At 65.3% G+C, this 23409-nt stretch carries 22 protein-coding genes, 1 tRNA gene and 1 pseudogene; 12 read left to right on the top strand and 12 right to left on the bottom strand.

Annotation, left to right across the window (positions count from 1 at the left end):
* Positions 1 to 2: 2 nt before the first annotated feature.
* From VKI00_RS10095 to VKI00_RS10085, 3 genes are read right to left on the bottom strand one after another with little or no spacing between them, the layout of a single operon-like run.
* Positions 3 to 887 carry an ABC transporter permease gene (locus VKI00_RS10095; RefSeq protein ID WP_324437242.1) on the bottom strand — a complete coding sequence of 295 codons (885 nt, stop codon included), beginning with the start codon at positions 885 to 887 and terminating at the stop codon, positions 3 to 5.
* Positions 880 to 1806: an ABC transporter permease gene (locus tag VKI00_RS10090; RefSeq protein WP_324437240.1), complete on the bottom strand. Its 927-nt coding sequence runs from the start codon at positions 1804 to 1806 to the stop codon at positions 880 to 882. Before VKI00_RS10090 ends, VKI00_RS10095 begins: the two co-directional genes overlap by 8 nt.
* Position 1807: 1 nt before the next feature.
* On the bottom strand, positions 1808 to 3385 hold the full coding sequence (locus VKI00_RS10085) for an ABC transporter substrate-binding protein (protein ID WP_324437252.1): 1578 nt from the start codon (positions 3383 to 3385) through the stop codon (positions 1808 to 1810).
* 73 nt (positions 3386 to 3458) lie between these two features.
* Here VKI00_RS10085 and VKI00_RS10080 point away from each other — a divergent pair, with 73 nt between their 5' ends.
* Both VKI00_RS10080 and acs read left to right on the top strand, forming a co-directional pair.
* Positions 3459 to 4238, top strand: a complete 780-nt coding sequence (locus VKI00_RS10080; RefSeq protein ID WP_324437238.1) for an LppU/SCO3897 family protein — start codon at positions 3459 to 3461, stop codon at positions 4236 to 4238.
* A 104-nt stretch (positions 4239 to 4342) separates the two neighbouring features.
* Positions 4343 to 6298 (top strand): acetate--CoA ligase, encoded by a 1956-nt coding sequence (gene acs / locus VKI00_RS10075; protein WP_324437236.1) that lies wholly within the window; start codon positions 4343 to 4345, stop codon positions 6296 to 6298.
* A 56-nt stretch (positions 6299 to 6354) separates the two neighbouring features.
* Here acs and VKI00_RS10070 read toward each other — a convergent pair whose 3' ends face one another.
* Positions 6355 to 7065, bottom strand: a complete 711-nt coding sequence (locus VKI00_RS10070) for a S1 family peptidase (RefSeq protein WP_414687163.1) — start codon at positions 7063 to 7065, stop codon at positions 6355 to 6357.
* 177 nt (positions 7066 to 7242) lie between these two features.
* Between VKI00_RS10070 and VKI00_RS10065 the strand changes: the two genes are divergently transcribed.
* Both VKI00_RS10065 and VKI00_RS10060 read left to right on the top strand, forming a co-directional pair.
* Positions 7243 to 7770 carry a phage holin family protein gene (locus VKI00_RS10065; RefSeq protein WP_324437235.1) on the top strand — a complete coding sequence of 176 codons (528 nt, stop codon included), beginning with the start codon at positions 7243 to 7245 and terminating at the stop codon, positions 7768 to 7770.
* Complete coding sequence (locus tag VKI00_RS10060; protein WP_324437233.1) at positions 7771 to 8733, top strand: alpha/beta hydrolase; 963 nt, start codon at positions 7771 to 7773, stop codon at positions 8731 to 8733.
* Here VKI00_RS10060 and marP read toward each other — a convergent pair.
* The 4 genes from marP to nth all read right to left on the bottom strand — a co-directional run bounded on the left by marP (position 8726) and on the right by nth (position 12188).
* Complete coding sequence (marP, locus tag VKI00_RS10055) at positions 8726 to 9916, bottom strand: acid resistance serine protease MarP (RefSeq protein WP_324437231.1); 1191 nt, start codon at positions 9914 to 9916, stop codon at positions 8726 to 8728. The two genes, VKI00_RS10060 and marP, sit on opposite strands and share 8 nt — an antisense overlap.
* The gene (locus VKI00_RS10050; protein WP_324437230.1) at positions 9916 to 10728 is read right to left on the bottom strand and encodes a CoA pyrophosphatase; all 813 of its coding nucleotides are present in this window, start codon (positions 10726 to 10728) and stop codon (positions 9916 to 9918) included. The genes marP and VKI00_RS10050 overlap by 1 nt, the downstream gene beginning before the upstream one ends.
* A gap of 64 nt (positions 10729 to 10792) precedes the next feature.
* Positions 10793 to 11443 (bottom strand): TlpA disulfide reductase family protein, encoded by a 651-nt coding sequence (locus VKI00_RS10045; RefSeq protein WP_324437228.1) that lies wholly within the window; start codon positions 11441 to 11443, stop codon positions 10793 to 10795.
* Positions 11444 to 11450: 7 nt separating this feature from the next.
* A complete protein-coding gene (nth, locus tag VKI00_RS10040; protein WP_324437248.1) occupies positions 11451 to 12188 on the bottom strand; it encodes an endonuclease III in 738 nt (245 codons plus the stop codon).
* 159 nt (positions 12189 to 12347) lie between these two features.
* Between nth and VKI00_RS10035 the strand changes: the two genes are divergently transcribed.
* Together VKI00_RS10035 and crp are read left to right on the top strand one after the other, a co-directional pair.
* Positions 12348 to 12689: a hypothetical protein gene (locus tag VKI00_RS10035; RefSeq protein WP_324437246.1), complete on the top strand. Its 342-nt coding sequence runs from the start codon at positions 12348 to 12350 to the stop codon at positions 12687 to 12689.
* A gap of 111 nt (positions 12690 to 12800) precedes the next feature.
* Positions 12801 to 13475: a cAMP-activated global transcriptional regulator CRP gene (gene crp / locus VKI00_RS10030; RefSeq protein WP_023368605.1), complete on the top strand. Its 675-nt coding sequence runs from the start codon at positions 12801 to 12803 to the stop codon at positions 13473 to 13475.
* A gap of 10 nt (positions 13476 to 13485) precedes the next feature.
* Here crp and VKI00_RS10025 read toward each other — a convergent pair whose 3' ends face one another.
* From VKI00_RS10025 to VKI00_RS10015, 3 genes are read right to left on the bottom strand one after another with little or no spacing between them, the layout of a single operon-like run.
* Positions 13486 to 14277, bottom strand: a complete 792-nt coding sequence (locus tag VKI00_RS10025; protein ID WP_324437244.1) for an MBL fold metallo-hydrolase — start codon at positions 14275 to 14277, stop codon at positions 13486 to 13488.
* Positions 14278 to 14282: 5 nt separating this feature from the next.
* Entirely contained in the window at positions 14283 to 14738 is a 456-nt protein-coding gene (locus VKI00_RS10020) for a RidA family protein (protein ID WP_324437202.1), read from the bottom strand.
* Complete coding sequence (locus VKI00_RS10015) at positions 14735 to 14896, bottom strand: DUF4177 domain-containing protein (protein WP_005138621.1); 162 nt, start codon at positions 14894 to 14896, stop codon at positions 14735 to 14737. Before VKI00_RS10015 ends, VKI00_RS10020 begins: the two co-directional genes overlap by 4 nt.
* A gap of 102 nt (positions 14897 to 14998) precedes the next feature.
* Between VKI00_RS10015 and VKI00_RS10010 the strand changes: the two genes are divergently transcribed.
* Positions 14999 to 16021: an ArsA family ATPase gene (locus tag VKI00_RS10010; RefSeq protein WP_324437243.1), complete on the top strand. Its 1023-nt coding sequence runs from the start codon at positions 14999 to 15001 to the stop codon at positions 16019 to 16021.
* The gene (locus tag VKI00_RS10005) at positions 16018 to 17181 is read left to right on the top strand and encodes an ArsA family ATPase (protein WP_324437192.1); all 1164 of its coding nucleotides are present in this window, start codon (positions 16018 to 16020) and stop codon (positions 17179 to 17181) included. The genes VKI00_RS10010 and VKI00_RS10005 overlap by 4 nt, the downstream gene beginning before the upstream one ends.
* A gap of 87 nt (positions 17182 to 17268) precedes the next feature.
* On the opposite strand, the gene VKI00_RS10000 is transcribed toward VKI00_RS10005, so the two are convergent.
* Entirely contained in the window at positions 17269 to 17622 is a 354-nt protein-coding gene (locus VKI00_RS10000; protein WP_324437190.1) for a WhiB family transcriptional regulator, read from the bottom strand.
* Between the two features lie 337 nt (positions 17623 to 17959).
* Here VKI00_RS10000 and ponA2 point away from each other — a divergent pair, with 337 nt between their 5' ends.
* The 4 genes and pseudogenes from ponA2 to VKI00_RS09980 all read left to right on the top strand — a co-directional run bounded on the left by ponA2 (position 17960) and on the right by VKI00_RS09980 (position 22901).
* Positions 17960 to 20398: a transglycosylase/D,D-transpeptidase PonA2 gene (gene ponA2, locus VKI00_RS09995; protein ID WP_324437188.1), complete on the top strand. Its 2439-nt coding sequence runs from the start codon at positions 17960 to 17962 to the stop codon at positions 20396 to 20398.
* Positions 20399 to 20456: 58 nt separating this feature from the next.
* Positions 20457 to 21416, top strand: a complete 960-nt coding sequence (locus tag VKI00_RS09990) for a metallophosphoesterase (RefSeq protein ID WP_324437186.1) — start codon at positions 20457 to 20459, stop codon at positions 21414 to 21416.
* Positions 21413 to 22518: pseudogene (locus tag VKI00_RS09985) on the top strand (PLP-dependent cysteine synthase family protein). Before VKI00_RS09990 ends, VKI00_RS09985 begins: the two are co-directional and overlap by 4 nt.
* A gap of 309 nt (positions 22519 to 22827) precedes the next feature.
* A tRNA-Pro gene (locus VKI00_RS09980) sits at positions 22828 to 22901 on the top strand.
* Positions 22902 to 23409: the final 508 nt, after the last annotated feature.

Here is a 23409-nt window from a genome sequence, read left to right as displayed (position 1 = left end):
GGTCACGACCGCCACGTTCGTGAGGTCGATTCCAGGACGTCACGCAACGCGTCGCCCATCATCAAAAACGCCAGCACCGCAAGCGCAAGCGCCCCGGCGGGATAGAAAAGGATCGGCGAGCCCGCCCGCAGCCGCGTCTGCGCCACGTTGATGTCGCCACCCCAGGACACCACCGACGGGGGTAGCCCCACACCGAGGTAGGACAGCGTCGCCTCGGTCACGATGAACATCCCCAGCGAGATCGCGGCGACGGCGATCACCGGGCCAAGCGCATTCGGGACCACGTGGCGGATCAGGATCCCAAACCTGTTCAGCCCCAGTGCTTGTGCGGCCATAACGTAATCGCTACCGCGTACCGCGAGCACCGCCCCGCGCGCGATCCTGGCCACCTGCGGCCAACCGAACAGCGCGAGAATCGCGACGACCGTCCATACCGTGCGGTGATGCATCACCTGCATGAGCACAATGGCCGCCAACAACAGCGGGATCCCGAAGAAGACATCGGCGACGCGGGAGACCACCACGTCGATCCAGCCGCCGTAGAAGCCGGCTAACGCGCCCAGCGCCCCGCCGACGATGAAAACCAGCACGGTGGCGCCGACACCAACGGTGATCGATGCGCGGGCGCCGTAGACGGTGCGGGCGTAGATGTCGTGCCCCTGCAAGTCGGTACCGAACCAATGCGCCGCCGACGGCGACAGCAGGCTCTGATATGGGTCGGCGTAGCCGGGATCGGCCGACGTGAACAACGCCGGAAACAACGCGACGACGATAAAGAACAGGATGAGTGCGGCGGCGATGACGAATTTCGGACGCCGCCGCAAGCCGCGCCAGGTGTCACGCCAAAATCCAGCGCCGCCATCCACTTCGGTGCCTTGGTCAGCCATAGCGGATCCTTGGATCCAGCGCCGCATACAATAGATCCACCGCCAGGTTGGTCACCAGATAGATCACCACCAACACCGTCACAATGGACACCACCGTCGGCGCCTCCTGGCGGGTGACCGCCTGATAGAGCACGCCCCCGACACCGTGGATGTTGAAGATCCCCTCCGTGACGATCGCCCCGCCCATCAGCGCGCCGAGATCGGTGCCCAGGAACGTCACCACCGGGATCAGCGAATTGCGCAGGATGTGCACCGTGACCACCCTGGGCCGCGACAGGCCGGTGGCCGTCGCTGTGCGCACATAGTCGGCGTGCGCATTGGCGGCGACCGCCGATCGGGTCAGCCGGACCACGTACGCCAGCGACACCGACCCCAACACCACACCGGGCAGCAGCAGCCGCGCAAACGTCGGCTGATCACCGACGGTGACCGCGGCGACCCCCAGCCGGACCCCAAACACGAACTGCGCCAAGAACCCCAGCACAAAGATCGGCACCGCGATCACGATCAGGCTGGTGATCAGCACCGCGGCGTCGAAGATCCCACCTTGCCGCAGCCCGGCAATCACCCCGAAGCCGATCCCGAGCACCGCCTCCACTACCAGGGCGATCAACGCCAGCCTGATGGTCACCGGAAATGCTTGGGCCAGAACGACGCTGACCGGCAGCCCGGAGTAGGCGCGCCCCAGATCGCCGTGGACGATGCCGCCCAGGTAATGCAGGTACTGCAGCAGGAACGGGTCGTTCAGGTGGTACTGGGCGCGCAGTTGCGCGGCCACCGCAGGACTCAGCGGACGGTCCCCGGCCAAGGCGGCAATGGGATCGCCGGGCAGCAGGAAGACCATACCGTAGATCAGCAGCGTCGCACCGAGAAAAACCGGAACCGTGATCGCGATACGTCGAGCGATATACCAACCCATCTCAGGCCTTTACGATGTGCTCGTAGTCGGGCAGGCCATTCCAGGTCAGCACGACGTGACTGACCGACGGTGACGTCCCGGCCACGCTGACCGTGTACCACAACGGCACGACGGGCATGTCCCGCAACAGGATTCGCTGTGCAGCGTTGGCCAGGTCGAACGATTCCGGCAGGCTCGGCGCGGCTTCGGCCGCGGCGACCGCCGCGTCGAATTGCGGGCTGGAATAACCGACGTCATCGGCGCCCGCTCCGGTGACGAACAGCGGCTCTAAAAATTCCAGCATCGACGGGAAGTCACCCTGCCAACCGGCGCGGAAAGCGGTGGCGATGCTGCGCGTGGTGATTTGGGTGCGAAACGTGGCAAACGTCGGCTGCGGCGCACCGACCGCGTCGATGCCCAAGATGTTCTTGATGCTGTTGGCCACCGCGTCCACCCACTCCTGGTGACCACCATCGGCGTTGTAGGCGATCGCGTATCGGCCGGACCATTTCGAGATCGCATCGGCCTGCGCCCACAGTTGGCGCGCCCGGTCCGGATCGAAGTTGAGTGCCTCGTTGCCGTCGATGTTCGGGTCGAAACCGGGCAGCGAACTCGCGGTGAAATCGCGGGCCGGCGCACGCGCTCCGGCATAGATCTGTTGGCAGATCTGTGCCCGGTTGATGGCCGCTGCGAGCGCCAGGCGGCGCAATCTGCCTTCCTCGCCGCCGAAGTGCGGCAGCCGCAGCGGGGTGTCGAGGGTCTGATTCGCCGCTGCCGGGGAACTGACGTAACGATCACCGAGATCTCTGCGGTAGACCGACAGCAGGCTGGACGGAATCGTGTCCAGCACATCGAGATTGCTCGACAGTAAGTCGGCGTAGGCGGTCTCCAGGTTGGCGTAGAAGACGAAACGGAGTCCCTTGTTCTGCGGTACCCGGTTGCCGTGATAGCCGGGATTGGGCACCAGATCCAGTTTGACGTTGTGTTGCCAGGCCGCGCCCCCGGGCACGTCGGCGAATTTGTAGGGACCGTTGCCGATTGGATGCTGACCGAAGTCCGCCATATCCTTGAGCGCAGCAGCCGGCAACGGATAAAACGGCGAAAAGCCAAGCCGCAGTTTGAAATCGATGGTCGGCCCTTTGAGGCGAACGGTGAACTGGTGGTCGTCGACGATGTGCAACCCAGACATCGTGGACGCCGTCGGTTTTGCCACGGCTACTTCGTCGAAACCGGCGATCGGGTTAAAGAAGCTCTGCTGAAGTTGGGCGTTGGCGGCCAGCGCGCCGTAGTTCCAGGCGTCGACGAAGGAGTGCGCAGTCACCGGTGTGCCGTCGGTGAACAGCCATCCGGGCTTGAGGGTGATCCGGTAATTGACGTCATCGCTGGTGTCGATCGACTGGGCAACCTCCAGTTCGGGTGCGCCCTTGGCGTCGTAGGACATCAGGCCCGCGAACAGCCGGTCGATGATACGGCCGCCGTTGCTGTCATTGGTATTGGTCGGAATCAACGGATTCTGCGGCTCTCCAGCGTTGACGATCACCACATCGGTACGCACATTGCCGACCCTGCAACCGGCCAGCGGTGTGACGGCCAGCAGCATCACGGCCGCGGCCACGATGGGTAACCGATGCAAGCGTCCTCCTCCGATCCGCTGTGACCATTACAATCCCGGCGTGACTGCCTATTACATTGGCGAATTGACCGGGATGTTCGGAATTCCCATCTTGGGCATCATTCTGTTGATCGTCGGTCTTCGGCGGCGGTCACGCACCCGGCAGCCTCCCGGTGGCAACCCGATGGGTCCTCCCGGTTACCCACCGCCGGCTCCATACCCGTATGGCTATCCGCCGCCGGGTTCTCCTCAGCCGCCAACCTACCCACCGCCTTACCCGGCCGGCTATCCGGCGCAGCCGCCACGTGGATCGCCGGGCACAGTGCTGATCGTCGTGGGCTCGATCCTGTTGGTATTGGGCGTGCTAGGGATTGTGAGCCAGATAGGCAATGCCGCCTCACGGGCCGGACGCTCGGCTCATTCCGCAAATGTCGGTCAATGCATTGCTGCATCCAGTATGCGAGTGGACAATCCGGCCCCGGCACCGCCGCAGGATTGCGACAAGCCGGACTCGATATTCGAGGTCGCCTCCAAAGGCGGTCCCTCGGCGATGTGCCCCGACGGAAAGCTTCAGGACTCCCAGTACGCGTTTCTCCACGACGCGACGACCACGATGTGCTTAATCCTCAACCTCAAGCAGGGGCAGTGCTATACGGCGACCGGCACGGCTCAAAACCCGACGTTTGCCGTGGCCGACTGCGGTGGCTCGGAGCGGGTTATCAAGGTCGTCAAACGCATCGACGGCAGCCCGGATACCGGGTTGTGTCCGGAGGGCACCAAAGCGATCTCCTACCAAAGCCCCGCGCGGCTGTATTGCCTGGAGCGCCTCGAATACAACTGACCCCGGTTGAAGCGCGTTCGGCCATCGGCTTGGCAAGCAAACTTCTTCTTAACGACAGCGATGCCCGCACATGACGCCGACCGATCCCGATTACGCTCGTCCAGGTGACCGAGACCCATGCAGCGACCCTGTCTTACCCGCCGTCCGCGGAGTTCGCCGCAGAGGCGAACGCACACGACGGGTTGTACAGCGAAGCCGAGCAAGACCGGCTGGCGTTCTGGGCCAAGCAAGCCAACCGGCTGTCGTGGTCAAAGCCATTCGACCAGGTACTGGACTGGTCGGCGGCCCCGGTCGCCAAGTGGTTCACGGGCGGAACGCTCAACGTTGCCTACAACTGCGTGGACCGTCATGTCGAAGCCGGCAACGGCGACCGGGTGGCGATCCACTGGGAGGCCGAACGGGTCGGTGAGGGCCGTACCCTGACCTACAGCGACCTGCGGACCGAGGTGTGCAAAGCCGCCAACGCGCTGACCGGTCTAGGTTTGGTTGCCGGTGACCGCGTCGCCATCTACATGCCGATGATCCCGGAAGCAATCGTCGCCATGCTGGCCTGCGCACGCCTGGGCGTGCTGCACAGCGTGGTGTTCGCCGGTTTCACCGCGACCGCGCTGGGTGCCCGGATCGTCGACGCACAGGCCAAATTGTTGATCACCGCCGACGGGCAGTTCCGGCACAGCAAGCCCGAGTCGTTGAAGGACGCCGCCGACCAAGCGGTCGAAGGTGCCGACACGATTGAACATGTCCTGGTGGTCCGGCGCACCGGCGTCGACGTCCCCTGGACACCGGGACGCGACGTGTGGTGGCACGACGTCGTCGACCCGGCGCCGGCGGACCACCGTGCTGAAGCCTTCGATGCCGAGCACCCGCTGTTTCTGCTGTACACCTCGGGCACCACCGGCAAGCCCAAGGGCATCGTGCACACCAGCGGCGGCTATCTCACCCAAGCCTCCTACACCCACCACAACGTCTTCGACATCAAGCCGGACTCCGACGTGTTCTGGTGCACCGCCGACATCGGCTGGGTCACCGGGCACACCTACGGCGTCTACGGCCCGTTGTCTAACGGCGTGACGGAGATCATCTACGAAGGCACCCCGAGCACGCCTACTCAGCACCGGCATTTCGAGATCATCGAAAAGTACGGTGCGACAATCTATTACACCGCACCGACGATGATCCGCACCTTCATGAAGTGGGGCCGCGAGATCCCGGACGCCCACGACCTGTCCAGCCTGCGGCTGCTGGGGACGGTCGGTGAGCCGATCAACCCCGAGGCATGGCGCTGGTATCGCAAGGTCATGGGCGCCGACAGCACACCGGTGGTCGACACCTGGTGGCAGACCGAGACCGGTGCGGCGATGATCTCGCCGCTACCCGGCGTCGCCGCGGCCAAACCGGGTTCGGCGATGAGGCCACTGCCCGGCATCTCGGCGAGGATCGTCGACGACCACGGCAACCAGCTTTCACCGCCGTCGACCGACGAGGGCGAGCACGTGACTGGATACCTGGTGCTCGATCAGCCTTGGCCGTCGATGCTGCGCGGCATCTGGGGCGATCCGGACCGGTTCCGCGAGACGTACTGGTCGAAGTTCGCCGAGCAGGGCTGGTATTTCGCCGGCGACGGCGCTCGTTACGACCCTGACGGGGCGATCTGGATCCTGGGTCGCATCGACGACGTGATGAACGTGTCCGGGCACCGCATCTCCACCGCCGAGGTGGAATCGGCGCTGGTCGGACATGCTGCCGTCGTCGAGGCCGCGGTGGTGGGGGCGACCGACGAGACCACCGGTCAAGCAATCTGCGCGTTCGTTGTCTTGCAGGCCGATCACGCCGAGACCAAGGGACCGGAGATCATCGAAGAGTTGCGCGCCGAAGTGGCCAGGGTCATCTCACCGATCGCCAGGCCCCGCGAGCTGCATGTGGTGCCCGAATTGCCGAAGACCCGCAGCGGCAAAATCATGCGACGGCTGCTGCGCGACATCGCCGACAACCGCGAACTCGGCGACACGTCGACGCTGCTTGATCCTGGCGTGTTCGACGCGATCCGCGCTGCCGATTAACCGGCCGGTCGACAATGGGGCCGCGCAGCGGCCCGCTGAGGAGCCGGCCAATCAACCTAGGCAGGGACCGGAACGAACCCTGCGCCGGGACGGTTCTTGGCGTTGAGGTCGGCCAAGATCGCATTGATGGACTGAACCACTGCGGGGGTGTGCAGCGGGATGTACTTGATGATGCAGGCCGGCAGGTTGTCGCTGAAGGCGCCGTGAATCATCCCGACCAGAAGGTTGTTGACGGTAACCGGGCCGCCTGAGTCGCCCGGTTGTCCGCAGACCTGCATGACGATCGTGCCCGGATCCTGGCCGGGGCCCCACGTGACGCCGCAGGAGTTGCCGGTCGTGCGGCCCTGCTTGCAGGCGATCTGGCCGAAGGCCGGATCCGGCCCGATGCCGTTGATCGCGAAGCCGCCGAAGTTGGCCACCGGTGTCACCTTGACCGGATCGAACTGGATCACCGCGTAGTCGAGGTTGTCGTTGCCGGACACCATGGTTCCCACGATGCCGCGGTCTTTGGCCGCCTCCGCGGCCACCTGCGCGCCTGGGCCACCGCAGTGCGCCGAGGTGAAACCGATCAGGTCGCCTTTGCCGTCGGTGCCAATGGTGGTCAGCGTGCACAGCGTGTCGCCGTTGACCACGATGCCCGCGCCGCCACCAAGCGGAAGTTTGTCGTCAGCTCGTGCGGGCGCACCGTGCGGGCCGGCCAGGCCCACCGATGCAATCGTTACCAACGCCGCCACCACACGAAGCAGCCGACGATACGTGGTCTGCAACGCATTACTCCCGTCGACAAGATTGCACGCGTGCTCGAAGCGGCGGCGCAAGTCTAGCGTGATCGATGCACGCAGGCGTCGATCCTTAACCAGCCCGGTTGGCCTCGTCTGGCACCCGACCACATGGCAACATAGGCCGCGAGCCGGACAAATCAGATTCAGCCGGGAGGACCGTCTGTGAGCAAACCAGATCGAAAGAACGCCGACCACAAGGATGGGGTCCCTCGCACGCTGACCACGATTCCCCTGACCGACCCGCACGCGCTGTCCGTCGAACCGTCGATCGGTGAGTTGGTCAAAGACGCCACAGCACAAATATCGACGCTGGTGCGCGCCGAGGTCGAATTGGCCCGCTCGGAAATCACCCGCGATGTCAAGAAAGGTCTCACCGGCAGCGTTTTCTTTATCGCGGCGATGGTGGTGCTGTTCTACTCGACTTTCTTTTTCTTCTTTTTCCTCGCCGAACTGCTCGACACCTGGCTGTGGCGCTGGGTCGCCTTCCTGATCGTGTTCGGGATCATGGTGGTGGTTACCGTGGTGCTGGCGTTGTTCGGCTACTTGAAAGTGCGCCGCATCCGCGGACCGCAGCAGACCATCGAATCGGTCAAAGAGACACGGTCGGCTTTCACGCCGAGTCATGACAAGGGCTCCGGGCGCGCGCTCAGTTCTCGAGGCGGGGCGCCCGCCGACCCCTCGGGTTGGTAGATGGCCCCACCAGATCCGTCGATCACCCGTATCGACGGGCCATGGCGCCATCTCGACGTGCACGCCAACGGCATTCGGTTCCATGTGGTCGAGGCGGCCGCCGACCGGAAGTCCGGCAGCGCCCCGACGGCGCAGCCGCTGGTGATCATGTTGCACGGCTTCGGCTCGTTCTGGTGGTCGTGGCGTCACCAGCTGCGCGGTTTGAGCGGAGCCCGGTTGGTCGCGGTGGATCTGCGCGGCTACGGCGGCAGCGACAAACCACCCCGCGGCTACGACGGCTGGACGCTCGCCGGGGATGCCGCCGGACTGATCCGCGCGCTGGGGCACACGTCGGCAACTCTGGTCGGCCACGCCGACGGCGGGCTGGTCTGCTGGGCGAGCTCAGTCCTGCACTCTCGGCTGGTCCGCGCCATCGCGGTGGTCAGCTCGCCGCACCCCGCCGCACTGCGCCGCTCGGCGCTGACCCGTCGTGATCAGGGCCGTGCGCTGTTGCCCTCGCTGCTGCGCTACCAGGTGCCCATCTGGCCGGAGCGCGCGCTCACCCGGCATAACGGTGAGGAAATCGAGCGGCTGGTCCGTAGCCGGGCCAGCGCTAAATGGCTTGCCTCCGAAGACTTTTCAGAGACGATCGGCCATCTGCGACAAGCGATCCAAATTCCGTCAGCGGCGCATTCCGCGCTGGAGTACCAGCGTTGGGCGGTGCGCAGCCAGCTGCGCGAAGAGGGCCGCCGCTTCATGCGGTCGATGAATCGGCCGTTTGGAATCCCGATGCTGCACATTCATGGTGACGCCGACCCGTACGTGCTGGCCGACCCGGTGGAGCGAACGCAGCGCTACGCGCCACACGGTCGTTACGTATCAGTCTCCGGCGCAGGACATTTCAGTCACGAAGAGATGCCGCAAGAAGTCAACGGTCACCTGGCGCGCTTCATTGAGCGGGTATACAGGTCGCCCCTTAGCTGACGCACTCCCCGGTGGCCACCGGCGTGGTGTCGCCGATGTGCGACAGCTGATCGGCCACCTCCTTGGCAGTCAGGACGAAACCGGTGTCGTTGTCGTCGACGGCCGCGCCGAACACAACACCGAGCACCTTTCCATTGAGATCGATTAACGGGCCACCCGAATTGCCTTGCTCCACACTGGCTCTGACGGTGTATACCTCGCGGTTGACCGTCGCGTTCCGGTAGATGTCGGGACCGCTGAGTTCGATCAGTTCGCGGACTCTGGCCGGAGTTGCCACAAAGCCCCCGCCACCGGGATAGCCCATCACGATTGCCTCGGTGCCCGATGTCACCGGGGTGTTCGCGAAGGCCAGCGGCCCGGGCGGCAGGTTGGGCACGGACAGGATCGCGATGTCGACGGTCGGGTCGTAGGACACCACGGTGGCGTCATAAGGATTGCCGCTTGCCTCCACGGTGACGCTGTTCGCGCCGGCGACCACGTGTGCGTTGGTCATCACGCGGTCTGGCGAGAGGACAAATCCGCTGCCCTCCAACACTTTCTGACAACCTGGCGCAATTGCGCGGATCTTGACGACGCTGGGTTGGGTGGCTGCCACCACCGGGCTGTTGGCCAGCGTCGCGTCCGGAGCGGCCACCGCCACGACCGGCGTGCGACTGAACGGCTCCAGCACCTGCGGCAGACCTGAGGTATCCAGCAGCGCCGACAATCGTTTGGGCACGCTCTTGAGCCACTCCGGCGCAAAGTCGTTGACCTGGGCCAGCACTCGCGAGCCGCGCACCGCCGCGGCCAGGCTGGGCTGACCCGCCGACGACGTCAGCGGCGTCGCCAGCAGCCATGCCGCCACCAGCACCACGACCAGCTGCACTGCCACCCCGACCAGCGAGTCGAAGAAGCGGACCGAGTTGCTGTGGATCGCGCCGCGCACCGCGCGCCCCAGCACCACGCCGGCGACCTCGCCGACAACCACCAGCCCCAGGATCAGAAACAGCGCGGCGAACAGTTTGGCCCGCGGCGCGCTGATGTGGGCGACAAGGTGCGGGGCCAGCAGGACGCCCGCGATCGCTCCGAGCAGCACACCGACGAACGACAGCAGCGAACCGAGCGCTCCCGAACGCCAACCTGAGATGGCCGCGATGAAAGCAACTGCCAGCACAGCGATGTCGAGCCATTGAGAGGAGGTCATCACACATCATCCCCGTCGCCCACCAGGGCCATCGCTTCATCCAGCTCGCGGACATCGCTGGTGTCCCAGGGCTTAGCCCAACCAGCCACGTCCAGCATCCCCGAAATCACTTGGCCAGTGAATCCCCAAACCAGCATCTCGTTCAACAAGAACGCCGGTCCGGCAAAGCGACTGGTCAGGGTGCGCCGATACACCATCAGCCGATTCGCCGGATTGATGAAGGCCCGCACTGGAACCCGGGCCACGATCGCTGTCTCAGCCCGATCGACGACGGCCACCGGCCCCGGATCCGGCGAATACGCCAGCACCGGGACGACGTGAAAACCCGATGGCGGAATGAACATTCGCTCCAGCGTGGCCAGTGGATGCAGCCTGTCGGTGTCGATGCCGGTCTCCTCGCGCGCCTCTCGCAGCGCGGTAGTCACCGGCCCGTCGTCACCGGGATCGGACGCACCGCCGGGAAACGCCGCTTGGCCCGCATGGTGACGCAACGTGGAGGCCCGCACCGTAAGCAGCAAGTCGGCTTCTTCGGGAAGAGAGTCGGGTGCAGCGCCGTTGGCCTGGTCCGACGGCGGTCCGGAAAACAGCACCAGCACCGCTGCGTCGCGTCCGTCTTTGCGGAGCGAGGCCGTCGCCCTGGCGGCGGTCACCATCGCCAGCACGTCGGCGGGCAGGCGGCGACGGTAAGCATCGGGCACCTGACCGAGGTTGTTCACCAGTGGACGCAGCCAGGACGGGCCGAGCTCAGGCGTCAACTCCCGCGAATGGGTGAGATCCCCACCGCGCGATCGCGGAGTGCCCCCTGCGCTCACCGGCGCCTCCTTCGTCCACTTGCCCGGCCTCCCCGACACCCGCTGCGGGCCGCATCGCCGTGCGTCATCGCGTCTGATCTCCAAGCGCAGTTGCGATCTCGTCGGCAGTGGCGAAAGCGCGCGGCAGGGTCTGCGCAACGCTACCGTCCGAGCCCAGCACCACTGTCGCGGGCATCACATTCGGCACTTGCAACGCCGCCGCGACCCGACGGCTTCCATCCTGCAGAGTCGGCAATCGGACACCCAGCTCCGCCAACCGCAGCAAGGCTGCCGTCTCGTTCTCGTCTTGGTGCACCGTCACCACCATCACGTTCGGCCCGACCCGTCGTTGGTACTCGGCCATCGCGGGGAGTTCGGCCGCGCAGGGTGCACACCAGTACGCCCACAAGTTGAGAACCACGCGGTGCCCGGCCAGTGCCGGACCGACGTCAACGACCGAGCCGTCGGCCGCGCATTGCGCGGTCACGCCACGCAACGCCGGCGGACCGGGATCGGCGCCCGGGTGCGGACACGGCGGGAGGTTGGCACGCTGGCGCGGTCCGGCCAGCGCCGCCGGGGTGTCGGCGTCCCGGTGCTCACGGCCGGAGCTGGTCGGTGGGGCGGTTGACAAGTGGTAGGTATCCCGCAGCTCAATCATCAACGCCGCGACCAAGGCGGCGACGACCGCCAGCACCGCGATGGTCCAGCGGGCGGTTCGAGGCGTGAAAGTCGTCAACGGCGTGCTACAACCCGGCCATCGCCAGGAGATGCTCGGTTTCGGGACCCTGGACCAGGGCGGCGGCGATCAACGGCTCGGTGGGCCCAGTCCCGAACGAGGGGCAGTCCTTGGCCAACACGCAAACCCCGCACGCCGGTTTGCGGGCGTGACACACCCGGCGGCCGTGGAAGATCACCCGATGGCTCAGCACGGTCCACTCGTTGCGTTCGATGAGTTCGCCGACCGCGTGCTCGACCTTGACCGGATCCTCTTCGGCGGTCCAGCGCCAGCGCCGCACCAGCCGCCCGAAATGGGTGTCGACGGTGATTCCGGGGACGTCGAATGCATTGCCCAAGATGACGTTGGCGGTCTTGCGCCCCACCCCGGGCAGCGTCACGAGTTCTTCCATGGTGGCCGGCACCACGCCGTCGAACCGCTCGACCAACGCTTGTCCCAACCCGATTAACGACGTCGCTTTGTTCCGGTAGAAGCCGGTGGGGCGGATCAGGGTTTCCAGTTCTTCGCGGTCTGCTTGTGCGTAGTCGACCGCGGCGCGGTAACGCTTAAACAGCGCCGGGGTGGTGAGATTCACCCGCTTGTCTGTGCTTTGCGCTGACAAGATCGTTGCCACCGTCAGCTCCAACGGTGTGGTGAAATCTAACTCGCAGTACACATGTGGAAACGCTTGTCCAAGTTTGCGATTCATGCGGCGGGCTCGTCGCACCAAACCCAAGCGGGTCTCCGACGACCAACGGCTGGCGATGGCTGCGTCGGCGGCACCGGAGACTGGGGCGGCGGCGCGAGATTTTTTGCCCATTTTCACTCTCGACAGCGTACTAATTCGTGATCACGCTGAGACCTTAGCCGTGTTTACTTACGCCTTGTGTCTTGGTTGCTCGTGGCATTCATCCCGGGGTTGCTGATGCTGGCTACTTTCGGGCTTGAACGGCTGGAATCGGGCCTAGAAAAGGACACGGTTACGGCAAGCGATGTCGCGGAATTTCTCGAGCAGGCCGAGCCGATCGACATGCGCACCTTGGCTCGAGAGGGCATGCCTGTGGCCCTGGACGGCCTGCACCGCCGCTTGGGCCGTTTCGGCGATGAATCGCCCCATCGACTCGTTGACACCGACCCGGCCACAGATCCGTTGCTGACGGCGGCCTTTATTTCCGCCCCTCAACATGCTGGCTTGCCGAGACAGCGGCATAACCATTCGCAGGCGAATCGGCAATTTGGGCCGCCTCAGCATGCCAATCGTGTGTAGCGTTGGCACGTTGAGTTGATGGCTGACCTCGAGACTGCGGGGTCTGCCCGTCAACCGACGCGGGCACTGAGCCTGTGCCTAGCAGAGTCGGTCAAATAGCTAAGGGGCAACGTGGACGAGATCCTGGCGAGGGCCGGAATCTTCCAGGGGGTTGAACCAAGCGCCGTCGCCGCGCTGACCAAGCAACTGCAGCCTGTCGACTTCCCTCGCGGACACACGGTTTTCGCGGAGGGCGAGCCGGGTGATCGGCTGTACATCATCATTTCCGGAAAGGTCAAGATCGGCCGCCGTTCACCGGATGGCCGGGAGAATCTCCTGACCATCATGGGTCCGTCCGACATGTTCGGTGAGCTGTCGATCTTCGATCCCGGGCCACGCACCTCCAGCGCCACCACCATCACCGAGGTGCGCGCGGTGTCGATGGATCGCGACGCGTTGCGGGCGTGGATCGCGGATCGACCCGAAATCGCCGAGCAGCTGCTGCGGGTGCTGGCCCGCCGGCTGCGACGCACGAACAACAACCTGGCCGACCTCATCTTCACCGACGTGCCGGGCCGCGTCGCCAAGCAGCTGCTGCAGCTCGCCCAGCGTTTCGGCACCCAGGAGGGTGGCGCGATGCGGGTCACCCACGACCTGACCCAAGAGGAGATCGCCCAGCTGGTCGGCGCGTCGCGTGAGACGGTGAACAAGGCGCTGGCTGACTTTGCCCACCGGGGCTGGATTCGCCTCGAGGGCAAGAGCGTGCTGATCTCGGACTCCGAGAGGCTCGCCAGGCGCGCGCGGTAAGCGCGCGAGCTTAGCGACGCAGATAATCCAGCTGCGCCTGCACCGACCATTCCGCGACGCCCCACAGCTCCTCGTCGACGTCGACGTAGACGTGCTCGACAACCTGGCGCGCAGTGGCGTCGTCGCCGAGATCCCGCAGCGCCGAGCGCACCTGGTCCAGCCGTTGTTCCCGGTGTGCCAGGTATCCCGACGCCGCGGCCTCCAGATTCGGCAGCTCCGGTCCGTGGCCGGGCAGCACCGTCCGCTGGCCCAGCCCGCGCAGCCGCTGCAGCGAGTCGAGGTAGTCGGCCAGGCTGCCGTCTTCGTTGTCGATGACGGTTGTTCCGCGACCCAACACAGTGTCCGCTGTCAGCACCGCGTCATCCAGCACGAACGACAGCGAATCGGCGGTGTGGCCGGGCGTCGCCAATACCGTGATCCGCAGGCCGGCAGCGTCGATCACTTCGCCGTCGGACAGCTCGGCGGACAGGCCACGCAAAAATCCGCTGCCCGCCGAGCGCACCGGCGCGGCGGTCAGGTCGACCAGCTTGTCGATGGCGTCGGTGTGGTCGCCGTGCCGATGACTGATCAGCACCAGCGCGATGCGGCCCAAGCCGGCGATGTTCGCGATGTGCTCGTCGTCGTCGGGGCCGGGATCGACGACCACCACCTCGTCGCTGCCTGTCCCCTGCAGCACCCAGGTGTTGGTGCCGTCCAGCGTCAGCAGCCCCGGATTGTTGGCCAATAACACCGAGGCGGTATCGGTGACCGGACGCAGCCGGCCGTATGCGGGATGTGTCAGCGATTCAGCGGCGTCGATCACGGCCATTAGCCGACCTCGACCACCAGCTCGACCTCCACCGGCGAGTCCAACGGCAATTCGGAGACGCCTACGGCCGAGCGGGCGTGGCTGCCGTGGTCGCCGAACACCTCAGCAAGCAGATCCGATGCGCCGTTGATCACGCCCGGCTGACCGTTGAATCCGGCTGCAGACGCGACGAATCCCACAACCTTGACCACTTGGGTCACCGCATCGATGCCCACCAGCGAATCGACCGCGGCCAGCGCGTTGAGCGCGCAGATGCGAGCCAGCGCCTTGCCCTGCTCGGGGGTGACATCCGCTCCGATCGTGCCGGTCGCGGCCAGTTGGCCGGCCTGCATCGGCAACTGGCCCGATGTGTACACCAGGTTGCCGCTGCGCACCGCGGGAACGTAGGAGGCCAACGGCTTGGCCACCTCGGGGAGTTCGATACCCAGCTCTTTCAGCCGGGCAGACGCACTCATTTCGGGCGTTTCAGATATGCGACGTGCTGCTCGCCGGTCGGCCCCGGCAGCACCGCAACCAGCTCCCAGCCGTCGGCACCCCACTGGTCGAGGATCTGTTTGGTGGCGTGCGTCAACAGGGGGACCGTGGCGTACTCCCATGTGGTGGGTTGGCTCATATCCCGAGCTTATCGATAGGGCCTCACAAGCTTCTGGCGCCCGGCGACGATGTGCGCAGCGAAGCTGCGGGAGGAGGAGCCGGGCAGGGTAGTTAGCATGCACTGGTGGCGACCTCACCGAGCGGCGGCAAGACCGTCGGTTGGCCATCGCGATTGTCGAAGGCCCGACTGCATTTCGTGACCGGCAAAGGCGGTACCGGCAAGTCGACGGTGGCCGCCGCGCTCGCGCTGACTCTCGCGTCCGGTGGGCGCAGGGTCTTGCTCATCGAAGTCGAAGGGCGCCAAGGGATTGCACAACTCTTCGATGTGCCGCCGCTGCCCTACAAAGAGCTCAAGATCGCGAGTGCCGAGCATGGTGGTCAGGTCAACGCGCTGGCGATCGATATCGAAGCCGCGTTCCTGGAGTACCTCGACATGTTCTACAACCTCGGTCTCGCAGGTAAGGCGATGCGACGCATCGGGGCGATCGAGTTCGCGACGACGATCGCGCCCGGCCTGCGCGACGTTCTCCTCACCGGCAAGATCAAGGAATCGGTGATCCGCGTCGGCAAGGACAAGCTGCCCGTGTACGACGCGGTTGTCGTCGACGCGCCTCCGACCGGCCGGATCGTACGGTTTTTGGACGTCACCCGGGCGGTGTCCGATCTCGCCAAGGGCGGCCCGGTGTACTCGCAGGCCGAAGGTGTGGTGAAGCTCCTGCACTCTGATCAAACGGCCATCCACCTGGTGACCCTTCTGGAGGCGCTGCCGATGCAGGAGACGATCGAGGCAATCGACGAGTTGCAGGGGCTGGGCCTGCCCATTGGCAGCGTGATCGTCAACCGCAACATCGCCGCTTACCTGGAACCCGACGATCTCGTCAAAGCCGCCGAGGGCGATGTCGACGCAGACGCGGTGCGGACTGGCCTGGCGGCCGCCGGAATCAAGCTGGGCGATGCGGAATTCGCGGGCCTGCTGACCGAGACCATCCAGCACGCCACCCGGATCACCGCACGAGCCGCAAGCGCAGAGCAGCTCGACGAGCTGAAGGTGCCACGCCTGGAGCTACCGACCATCGCCGACGGCGTCGACCTCGGCAGCCTCTACGAGCTCTCCGAATCCCTTGCGCAGCAGGGAGTTCGATGAGTACCACGCCGCCGACCCTGGATATTCACTCGATTCTGACCGATACCTCTAACCGCGTGGTGGTGTGCTGCGGCGCGGGCGGGGTCGGCAAGACCACCACCGCCGCGGCGATGGCGCTGCGCGCAGCCGAATATGGCCGCACGGTAGTGGTTTTAACGATCGACCCAGCTAAGCGGCTGGCACAAGCATTGGGAATCAACGACCTTGGCAATTCCCCGCAACGCGTGCCGCTGGCACCGGAAGTGCCCGGGGAGCTGTTCGCGATGATGCTCGACATGCGCCGGACATTCGACGAGATGGTGATCCAGTATTCGGGACCCGATCGGGCGCAGGCGATTTTGGACAACCAGTTCTACCAGACGGTCGCCACGTCACTGGCCGGCACGCAAGAGTACATGGCGATGGAGAAGCTCGGCCAGCTGCTGAGCGAGGACCGCTGGGATCTGGTCGTGGTGGATACCCCACCGTCGCGCAACGCGCTGGACTTCCTCGACGCGCCGCAACGGTTGGGTAGCTTCATGGATAGCCGATTGTGGCGGCTGCTGTTGGGGCCCGGGCGCGGGATCGGGCGGCTCGTCACCGGCGCGGTCGGCTTGGCGATGAAGGCACTATCAACAATCCTCGGTTCGCAGATGCTCTCCGACGCAGCGGGTTTCGTCCAATCGCTGGATGCCACGTTCGGCGGCTTCCGGGAGAAAGCGGACCGGACCTACGCGCTGTTGAAGCGCCGCGGTACCCAGTTCGTGGTGGTTTCGGCCGCCGAGCCCGATGCGCTTCGAGAGGCGTCGTTCTTCGTGGACCGGCTTTCGGAGGAACGCATGCCGCTGGCCGGCCTCATCCTCAACCGAACCCATCCGATGTTGTGTTCCTTGCCGGTTGAGCGGGCCATTGACGGAGCCAAGACGCTCGAGGGTGAGCAGGAATCAACCAACGGCACAAAGGCGTTAGCAACAGCCGTTCTGCAGATCCACGCCGAGCGCGCGGCGACGTCCAAGCGCGAGATCCGGCTGCTGTCCCGCTTCACCAGCGCCAACCCCCACGTGGCCATTGTCGGGGTGCCGTCGCTGCCGTTCGACGTCTCCGATCTGGAGGCGCTGCGTGCGATCGCCGACCAGATGACTTCGGTCGGTGACGATGCGGGCCGCGCAGCGGCCCGCTGAGAAGCCGGCCAATCAGGCTTCGGTCGGTGACGATGCGGGCCGCACAGCGGCCCGCTGAGAAGCCGCGGTAGCTAGTCGGACGGCTACTTAGCCAACGCTGCGGTGCTTGCGCTGTGCAGCGAAGAACTCCGACCAGGACACCACCTCGGGGTGTTGTTTGAGTAGCGCCCGACGCTGGCGTTCGGTCATCCCGCCCCACACACCGAACTCGACACGGTTGTCCAGCGCGTCAGCGCCACACTCCAGCATTACCGGGCAATGCCTGCAGATCACTGCGGCCTTGCGTTGCGCGGCCCCCCGAACGAACAGCTCATCCGGATCAGCCGCGCGGCATAGCGCCTTGGAAACCCAGGCGATCCTCGACTCAGAGTCAGCTCCATACAGGATGTTGCTTGTCTGCGTTGCGCTCGTCCTGCGCACTGCGGTCCGTGTACCTGACACCAGCGATTCCCCTTCGCTCCTGCCACCTTGCGGTGGCTCCGTGTTAGATCCAGAACCACCGATGCGATCTGCGCCACACTGTGCACGTCGGTGTTACCTGTATCTCACTGTGTGCATAAGCTACGTGGTCAGGTATCAATTACGCAACAGTCCGATATCCCCTTTTTTGGGACGACCGTGCAGTCCGATCATGAAAGGGCCCCTGAAATGGGACGTAGCGACGGCTGAAATGGCCCTGAGCTGCGGCTGAGAGAAACCTGAGCGGTAATGACTCGTAAAATACCGCGAGCGCGACTCTCGGGGCAACCTCTCACGGAGCGCCGCTAGTCTAGTAGCCATGCCGGAGCGCCCCACGACTGCGATCACAGTCGCCAAGCTCGCGGGGTGCTGTTTATTGGCCAGCGTCGTCGTCGCGGCCCTGCTGTTCCCCGTGGTCGGCGGCGTCGGGCTGGTATCCAACCGGGCCTCCGAAGTCGTCGGAAACGCCTCGGCGCAACTGCTCGAGGGTGAAGTCCCGGCGGTCACCACGATGGTCGACGCAAAGGGCAACACCATCGCCTGGCTGTACTCGCAGCGCCGGTTCGAGGTACCCAGCGACAAGATTGCCAACACCATGAAGCTGGCAATCGTCTCGATCGAAGACAAGCGGTTTGCCGAGCACAACGGCGTCGACTGGAAGGGCACGCTGACCGGGCTGGCCGGCTACGCCTCGGGCGACGTCGATACCCGTGGTGGCTCGACGATCGAGCAGCAGTACGTGAAGAACTACCAGTTACTGGTCATCGCGCGGACCGACGCGGAAAAGCGTGCGGCCATCGAAACCACGCCGGCGCGCAAACTGCGCGAGATCCGGATGGCCCTCACCCTCGACAAGACCTTCACCAAACCGGAGATCCTGACCCGCTACCTGAACCTGGTGTCCTTCGGTAACAACGCCTTCGGCGTGCAGGACGCGGCGCAAACGTACTTCGGTGTCAACGCGTCCGACCTGAACTGGCAGCAGGCCGCCCTGCTGGCCGGCCTGGTGCAGTCGACCAGCGCATTGAATCCCTACACCAACCCGGACGGGGCGCTGGCCCGGCGAAACCTCGTCCTGGACACCATGATCGACAACCTGCCCAACGAGGCCGATGCGCTGCGGGCCGCCAAGGCTGAGCCGCTGGGCATCTTGCCGCAGCCTAAGGAGCTTCCACGTGGCTGCATCGCGGCGGGCGATCGGGCTTTCTTCTGCGACTACGTGCAGGCCTACCTCGCCCGCGCCGGGATCAGCAAGGACCAGGTGGCCCGGGGTGGCTACCTGATCCGCACCACACTGGACCCCGACGCGCAGGAGCCGGTCAAGCACGCGATCGACACCTACGCCAGCCCCACCCTCGAGGGCATCGCCAGCGTGATGAGCGTGATCAGGCCCGGCAAGAACGCGCACAAAGTGGTGGCAATGGCCAGCAACCGCACCTACGGGTTGAACATGGAGGCCGGCGAGACCATGCGACCGCAGCCGTTCTCCATGGTCGGCGACGGCGCCGGGTCCATCTTCAAGATCTTCACCACCGCCGCGGCCATGCAGATGGGCATGGGCATCAACACCACACTCGAGGTGCCGGGCAGGTTCCAGACCAAGGGCATGGGTAGCGGCGGCGCCAAGGGCTGTCCCAAGGACACCTGGTGCGTCATCAACGCCGGCAGCTATCGCGGGTCGATGAACGTGACCGATGCGCTGGCCACGTCGCCCAACACCGCGTTCGCCCGGCTGATCCAGCTGGTTGGGGTACAGCGGACGGTCGATATGGCGATCAAGCTCGGATTGCGGTCCTACGCCGATCCCGGCAGCGCTCGCGATTACGACCCTGAAAGCAACGAGAGCCTGGCCGACTTCATCAAGCGGCAGAACATCGGGTCGTTCACACTGGGCCCATTCGAACTGAACGCGCTGGAACTGTCCAATGTTGCGGCGACGCTGGCCTCCGGCGGCACCTGGTGCCCACCGAGCCCCATTGACAAGCTGATCGACCGTAACGGCAACGAGGTCGCCGTCAACACCCAAGCCTGTGAGCAGGCGGTCCCAGAGGGGCTGGCCAACACGCTGGCCAACGCGATGAGCAAGGACGCGCTTGGGGGCGGCACCGCCGGGGGGTCCGCCGGTGCGGCGGGGTGGAACCTGCCGGTGTCCGGCAAGACCGGCACCACCGAGGCACACCGGTCGTCAGGCTTCGTCGGCTTCACCAACCACTACGCCGCGGCCAACTACATCTACGACGATTCGACTTCACCGTCGGACCTGTGCTCGTCGCCGCTGCGACGCTGCGGCGATGGCAACCTCTACGGCGGCAACGAGCCGGCTCGCACGTGGTTCACCGCGATGAAGCCGATCGCCACGATTTACGGCGACGTGCACCTGCCGCCGACTGATCCGCAATACGTCGAAGGTGGTCCCGGTTCGCACGTCCCGAGCGTCGCGGGTCTCGACGTGGACGGCGCGCGGCAGCGTTTGAAGGATTCCGGTTTCCAGGTTGCCGAGCAGCCCGCGTCGGTCAACAGCAGCGCGAAGTACGGCGAGGTCGTCGGAACCTCACCCAACGGCCAGACGATCCCGGGTGCGGTGATCACCATTCAAACCAGTAACGGCATCCCGCCCGCGCCGCCACCCGATTTCGGCCCGGGTGGTCCCAGCGCTCCGGCGCCGGTGGGCTCGCAGGTCATCGAGATCCCGGGTCTCCCGCCGATCACGATTCCGATTCTGGCGCCGCCCCCGCCGGCGGCCGGGACGCCACCATAGGCGGTTTCACAACGTGTGTCCATGCTGCCGCCCGGTGCGCGGCAGTAGGCTAGCCTGCATGCCTTCCGCCACGTCTGCTCTGAAAAGTACCGGCGCCGCTGTGCTCGGATCGGCCGTCGCCGGCATCGGCTACGCCTCGATCATCGAACGCAACGCGTTTGTGCTGCGAGAGCTGACCATGCCCGTGCTGGACCCGGGTTCGTCGCCGCTGCGGGTGCTGCACATCAGCGACCTTCACATGCGACCCGGTCAGCGCCGCAAGCAGGCGTGGCTGCGCGAACTGATTAGCTTGGAGCCAGACCTGGTCGTCAATACCGGCGACAACCTGGCGCACCCCAAGGCGGTGCCCGCGGTCATCCAGAGCCTCAGCGAGCTGCTTTCGCTACCAGGTATTTTCGTCTTCGGCAGCAACGACTATTTCGGACCGCGGCCGAAGAACCCGCTGAACTACCTCACGAACCCGGGTCATCGCGTGCACGGTCAACCGCTGCCCTGGCAGGACCTGCGGGCGGCATTCACTGAGCGCGGCTGGCAGGATCTCACCCACAATCGTCGCGAATTCGAGGTGGCGGGACTGCACATCGCAGCCGCAGGCGTGGACGATCCGCATATCGCGCGGGATCGCTACGACGCGATCGCGGGGACGCCTAGCCCGGCTGCCAACCTGCGGCTGGGGCTGACCCATTCGCCGGAGCCCCGGGTGCTGGACCGTTTCGCCGCCGACGGCTACCAACTGGTGATGGCCGGCCACACCCATGGCGGACAGCTGTGCTTGCCGTTCTACGGAGCCCTGGTTACCAACTCGGGTCTGGACCGGTCCCGCGCCAAGGGCCCATCACGCTGGGGAGCCAGCATGCGGTTGCACGTCTCCGCCGGGATCGGCACTTCGCCGTATGCCCCGGTGCGGTTCTGCTGCAGGCCCGAAGCCACCCTGCTGACATTGATCGCGGCACCCATCGGCGGTCGCGACTCACACCGCGATCTGAGCCGGTCGCAGCCGACGTATTCAGCGCGTTGAGCTCACCGGCCCGGGTCGCAGTTCGTAGCCGGCCACGCGCCTGGACCAGCAATGCGATCCGACTGATCGAGGCCGACGCGCATCGCAAGCCGATACTCACCTGCTGCGCTACCCGTTGCCGTCAGCCTGGTCGGACGAGGCCGGTATCGAGCTCTACCTCAAAGACGAATCGACGCACATCACCGGCAGCCTCAAACATCGGTTGGCCCGCTCGCTGTTCCTCTATGCGCTGTGCAACGGTTGGATCGACGAGGGCACCACGGTGGTCGAGGCGTCGTCGGGATCGACGGCAGTGTCGGAAGCGTACTTCGCGGCGCTGTTGGGCCTCCCGTTCGTCGCCGTGATGCCCGCGTCGACCAGTGCATCCAAGGTCGCGTTGATCGAATCACAAGGCGGCCGTTGCCATTTCGTGGAGAGCTCCAGCGACCTTTACGCCGAGGCGGAACGGGTTGCCAACGAAACTGGCGGACACTATCTGGACCAGTTCACCAACGCCGAACGAGCCACCGATTGGCGCGGCAACAACAACATCGCGGAGTCGATATTCGCCCAAATGCGCGACGAGAAGCATCCGATTCCGGATTGGATCGTGGTCGGCGCGGGCACCGGGGGAACCAGCGCGACGATCGGCCGTTACATCCGGTATCGGCGACATGCCGCCCGGCTATGTGTGGTCGATCCAGAGAACTCCGCGTTTTACCCGGCCTTCGCCGAATCTCGCTAGGACATCGTTATTTCGGCGTCGTCGCGTATCGAGGGTATTGGCCGGCCACGCGTCGAGCCATCTTTCCTGCCCGAGGTGGTGGACAGGATGGTGTCGGTTCCCGACGCGGCGTCGATTGCGGCGGCCCGCCACGCCAGTGCGGTGTTGAACCGTCGCGTGGGCGCCTCGACCGGCACCAACCTGTGGGGAGCTTTCGGCCTGCTCGCCGAAATGATCGCCGACGCCCGCAGCGGTTCGGTGGTCACGCTGCTGGCCGACAGCGGCGACCGCTACGCCGACACCTGCTTCTGCGACGAGTGGGTCAAGACCCACGAACTGGACATTTCCGCACCCGCCGCGGCCCTGACCGAATTCGAACGGTCGGGCCACTGGGATTGAGCCCAGGCCTCGTCGATATCGCTGCCCGGAGCGGTCATCAGCAGCCAAAGCACGCCCAGGGCCAGGAATCCGCCGAACACCACGGCGCCTAACACCGTCATGATTCCCTCGCTTCCATCGCACCGACCTGCGGTAATTACTTTATTCAAGGTCGCCGACATCCCGCTTATTCCACGCCGAACTATGGGGCAAATCCCCTGACCGGGTCGGATGTGATCCGCACAGCGCCGCCGGCCAGGCCCGTTGTCGCCGACGCCGTCCGCTTTGGCGAATCGCCGGGTCGGTGCGATACGCTGTCGTGGCTTCAGGCGGGGTGTGGCGCAGCTTGGTAGCGCGCTTCGTTCGGGACGAAGAGGTCGTGGGTTCGAATCCCGCCACCCCGACTTAGAAACTGGCAGATCAGAAGGCCTGCCGGGCATTGCGGCTGGGGGCGTTGTTCGGTTCCGGTCCGCAGTTGGTCCGCAGTAGCTTCCAGAGCGGCCTGTCGAGCCTGGGCCAGAGCCGCTGACGCCAGCCTCAAGATCATCCGGGAAAAGGTCAGCGTAGGTGTCGAGCCTCAGCGCTGCCGACTGATGTCCGAGCATCGTCTGAACCGGGCCGCTGCACAGATCGAGGCCGCGCCGAAGTGAGCACCCGCCGCGGCCCTCGGCGATGTGGGCCCACCGGCACCCGACCACATCGGGAACGGCAATGTGTCACTATCGCGCATGTGGTAGCTGATCAAGGACCGCGAGGACGAGCACATAGGTTGCGTCGATGAGTTGTGCACGAGGGCGTCGGCGATGATCGAGAAGCCACTGCGTGGCAATTGATGTGATCGCCCCGAAGATTCCTTGTGCGATGACGTCCAATTGGGGCTTCGGCAATCTGCTGGTGGAGAAGGCATCGCCG

The organism is Mycobacterium sp., assembly GCF_035314665.1.
GTDB lineage: Bacteria > Actinomycetota > Actinomycetes > Mycobacteriales > Mycobacteriaceae > Mycobacterium.
This window is presented reverse-complemented; position numbering and strand designations above follow the sequence as displayed.

What these genes read in the sequence shown, in the direction of transcription:
- VKI00_RS10095 (WP_324437242.1), bottom strand. Translation starts at nt 887, where the DNA reads ATGGCTGACCAAGGCACCGAAGTGGATGGCGGCGCTGGATTTTGGCGT.
- VKI00_RS10085 (WP_324437252.1), bottom strand. Translation starts at nt 3,385, where the DNA reads ATGCTGCTGGCCGTCACACCGCTGGCCGGTTGCAGGGTCGGCAATGTG.
- ponA2 (WP_324437188.1), top strand. Translation starts at nt 17,960, where the DNA reads ATGCCGGAGCGCCCCACGACTGCGATCACAGTCGCCAAGCTCGCGGGG.
- VKI00_RS10090 (WP_324437240.1), bottom strand. Translation starts at nt 1,806, where the DNA reads ATGGGTTGGTATATCGCTCGACGTATCGCGATCACGGTTCCGGTTTTT.
- VKI00_RS10020 (WP_324437202.1), bottom strand. Translation starts at nt 14,738, where the DNA reads ATGAGTGCGTCTGCCCGGCTGAAAGAGCTGGGTATCGAACTCCCCGAG.
- VKI00_RS10060 (WP_324437233.1), top strand. Translation starts at nt 7,771, where the DNA reads ATGGCCCCACCAGATCCGTCGATCACCCGTATCGACGGGCCATGGCGC.
- VKI00_RS10015 (WP_005138621.1), bottom strand. Translation starts at nt 14,896, where the DNA reads ATGAGCCAACCCACCACATGGGAGTACGCCACGGTCCCCCTGTTGACG.
- marP (WP_324437231.1), bottom strand. Translation starts at nt 9,916, where the DNA reads ATGACCTCCTCTCAATGGCTCGACATCGCTGTGCTGGCAGTTGCTTTC.
- VKI00_RS09990 (WP_324437186.1), top strand. Translation starts at nt 20,457, where the DNA reads ATGCCTTCCGCCACGTCTGCTCTGAAAAGTACCGGCGCCGCTGTGCTC.
- VKI00_RS10035 (WP_324437246.1), top strand. Translation starts at nt 12,348, where the DNA reads ATGCTGGCTACTTTCGGGCTTGAACGGCTGGAATCGGGCCTAGAAAAG.
- VKI00_RS10005 (WP_324437192.1), top strand. Translation starts at nt 16,018, where the DNA reads ATGAGTACCACGCCGCCGACCCTGGATATTCACTCGATTCTGACCGAT.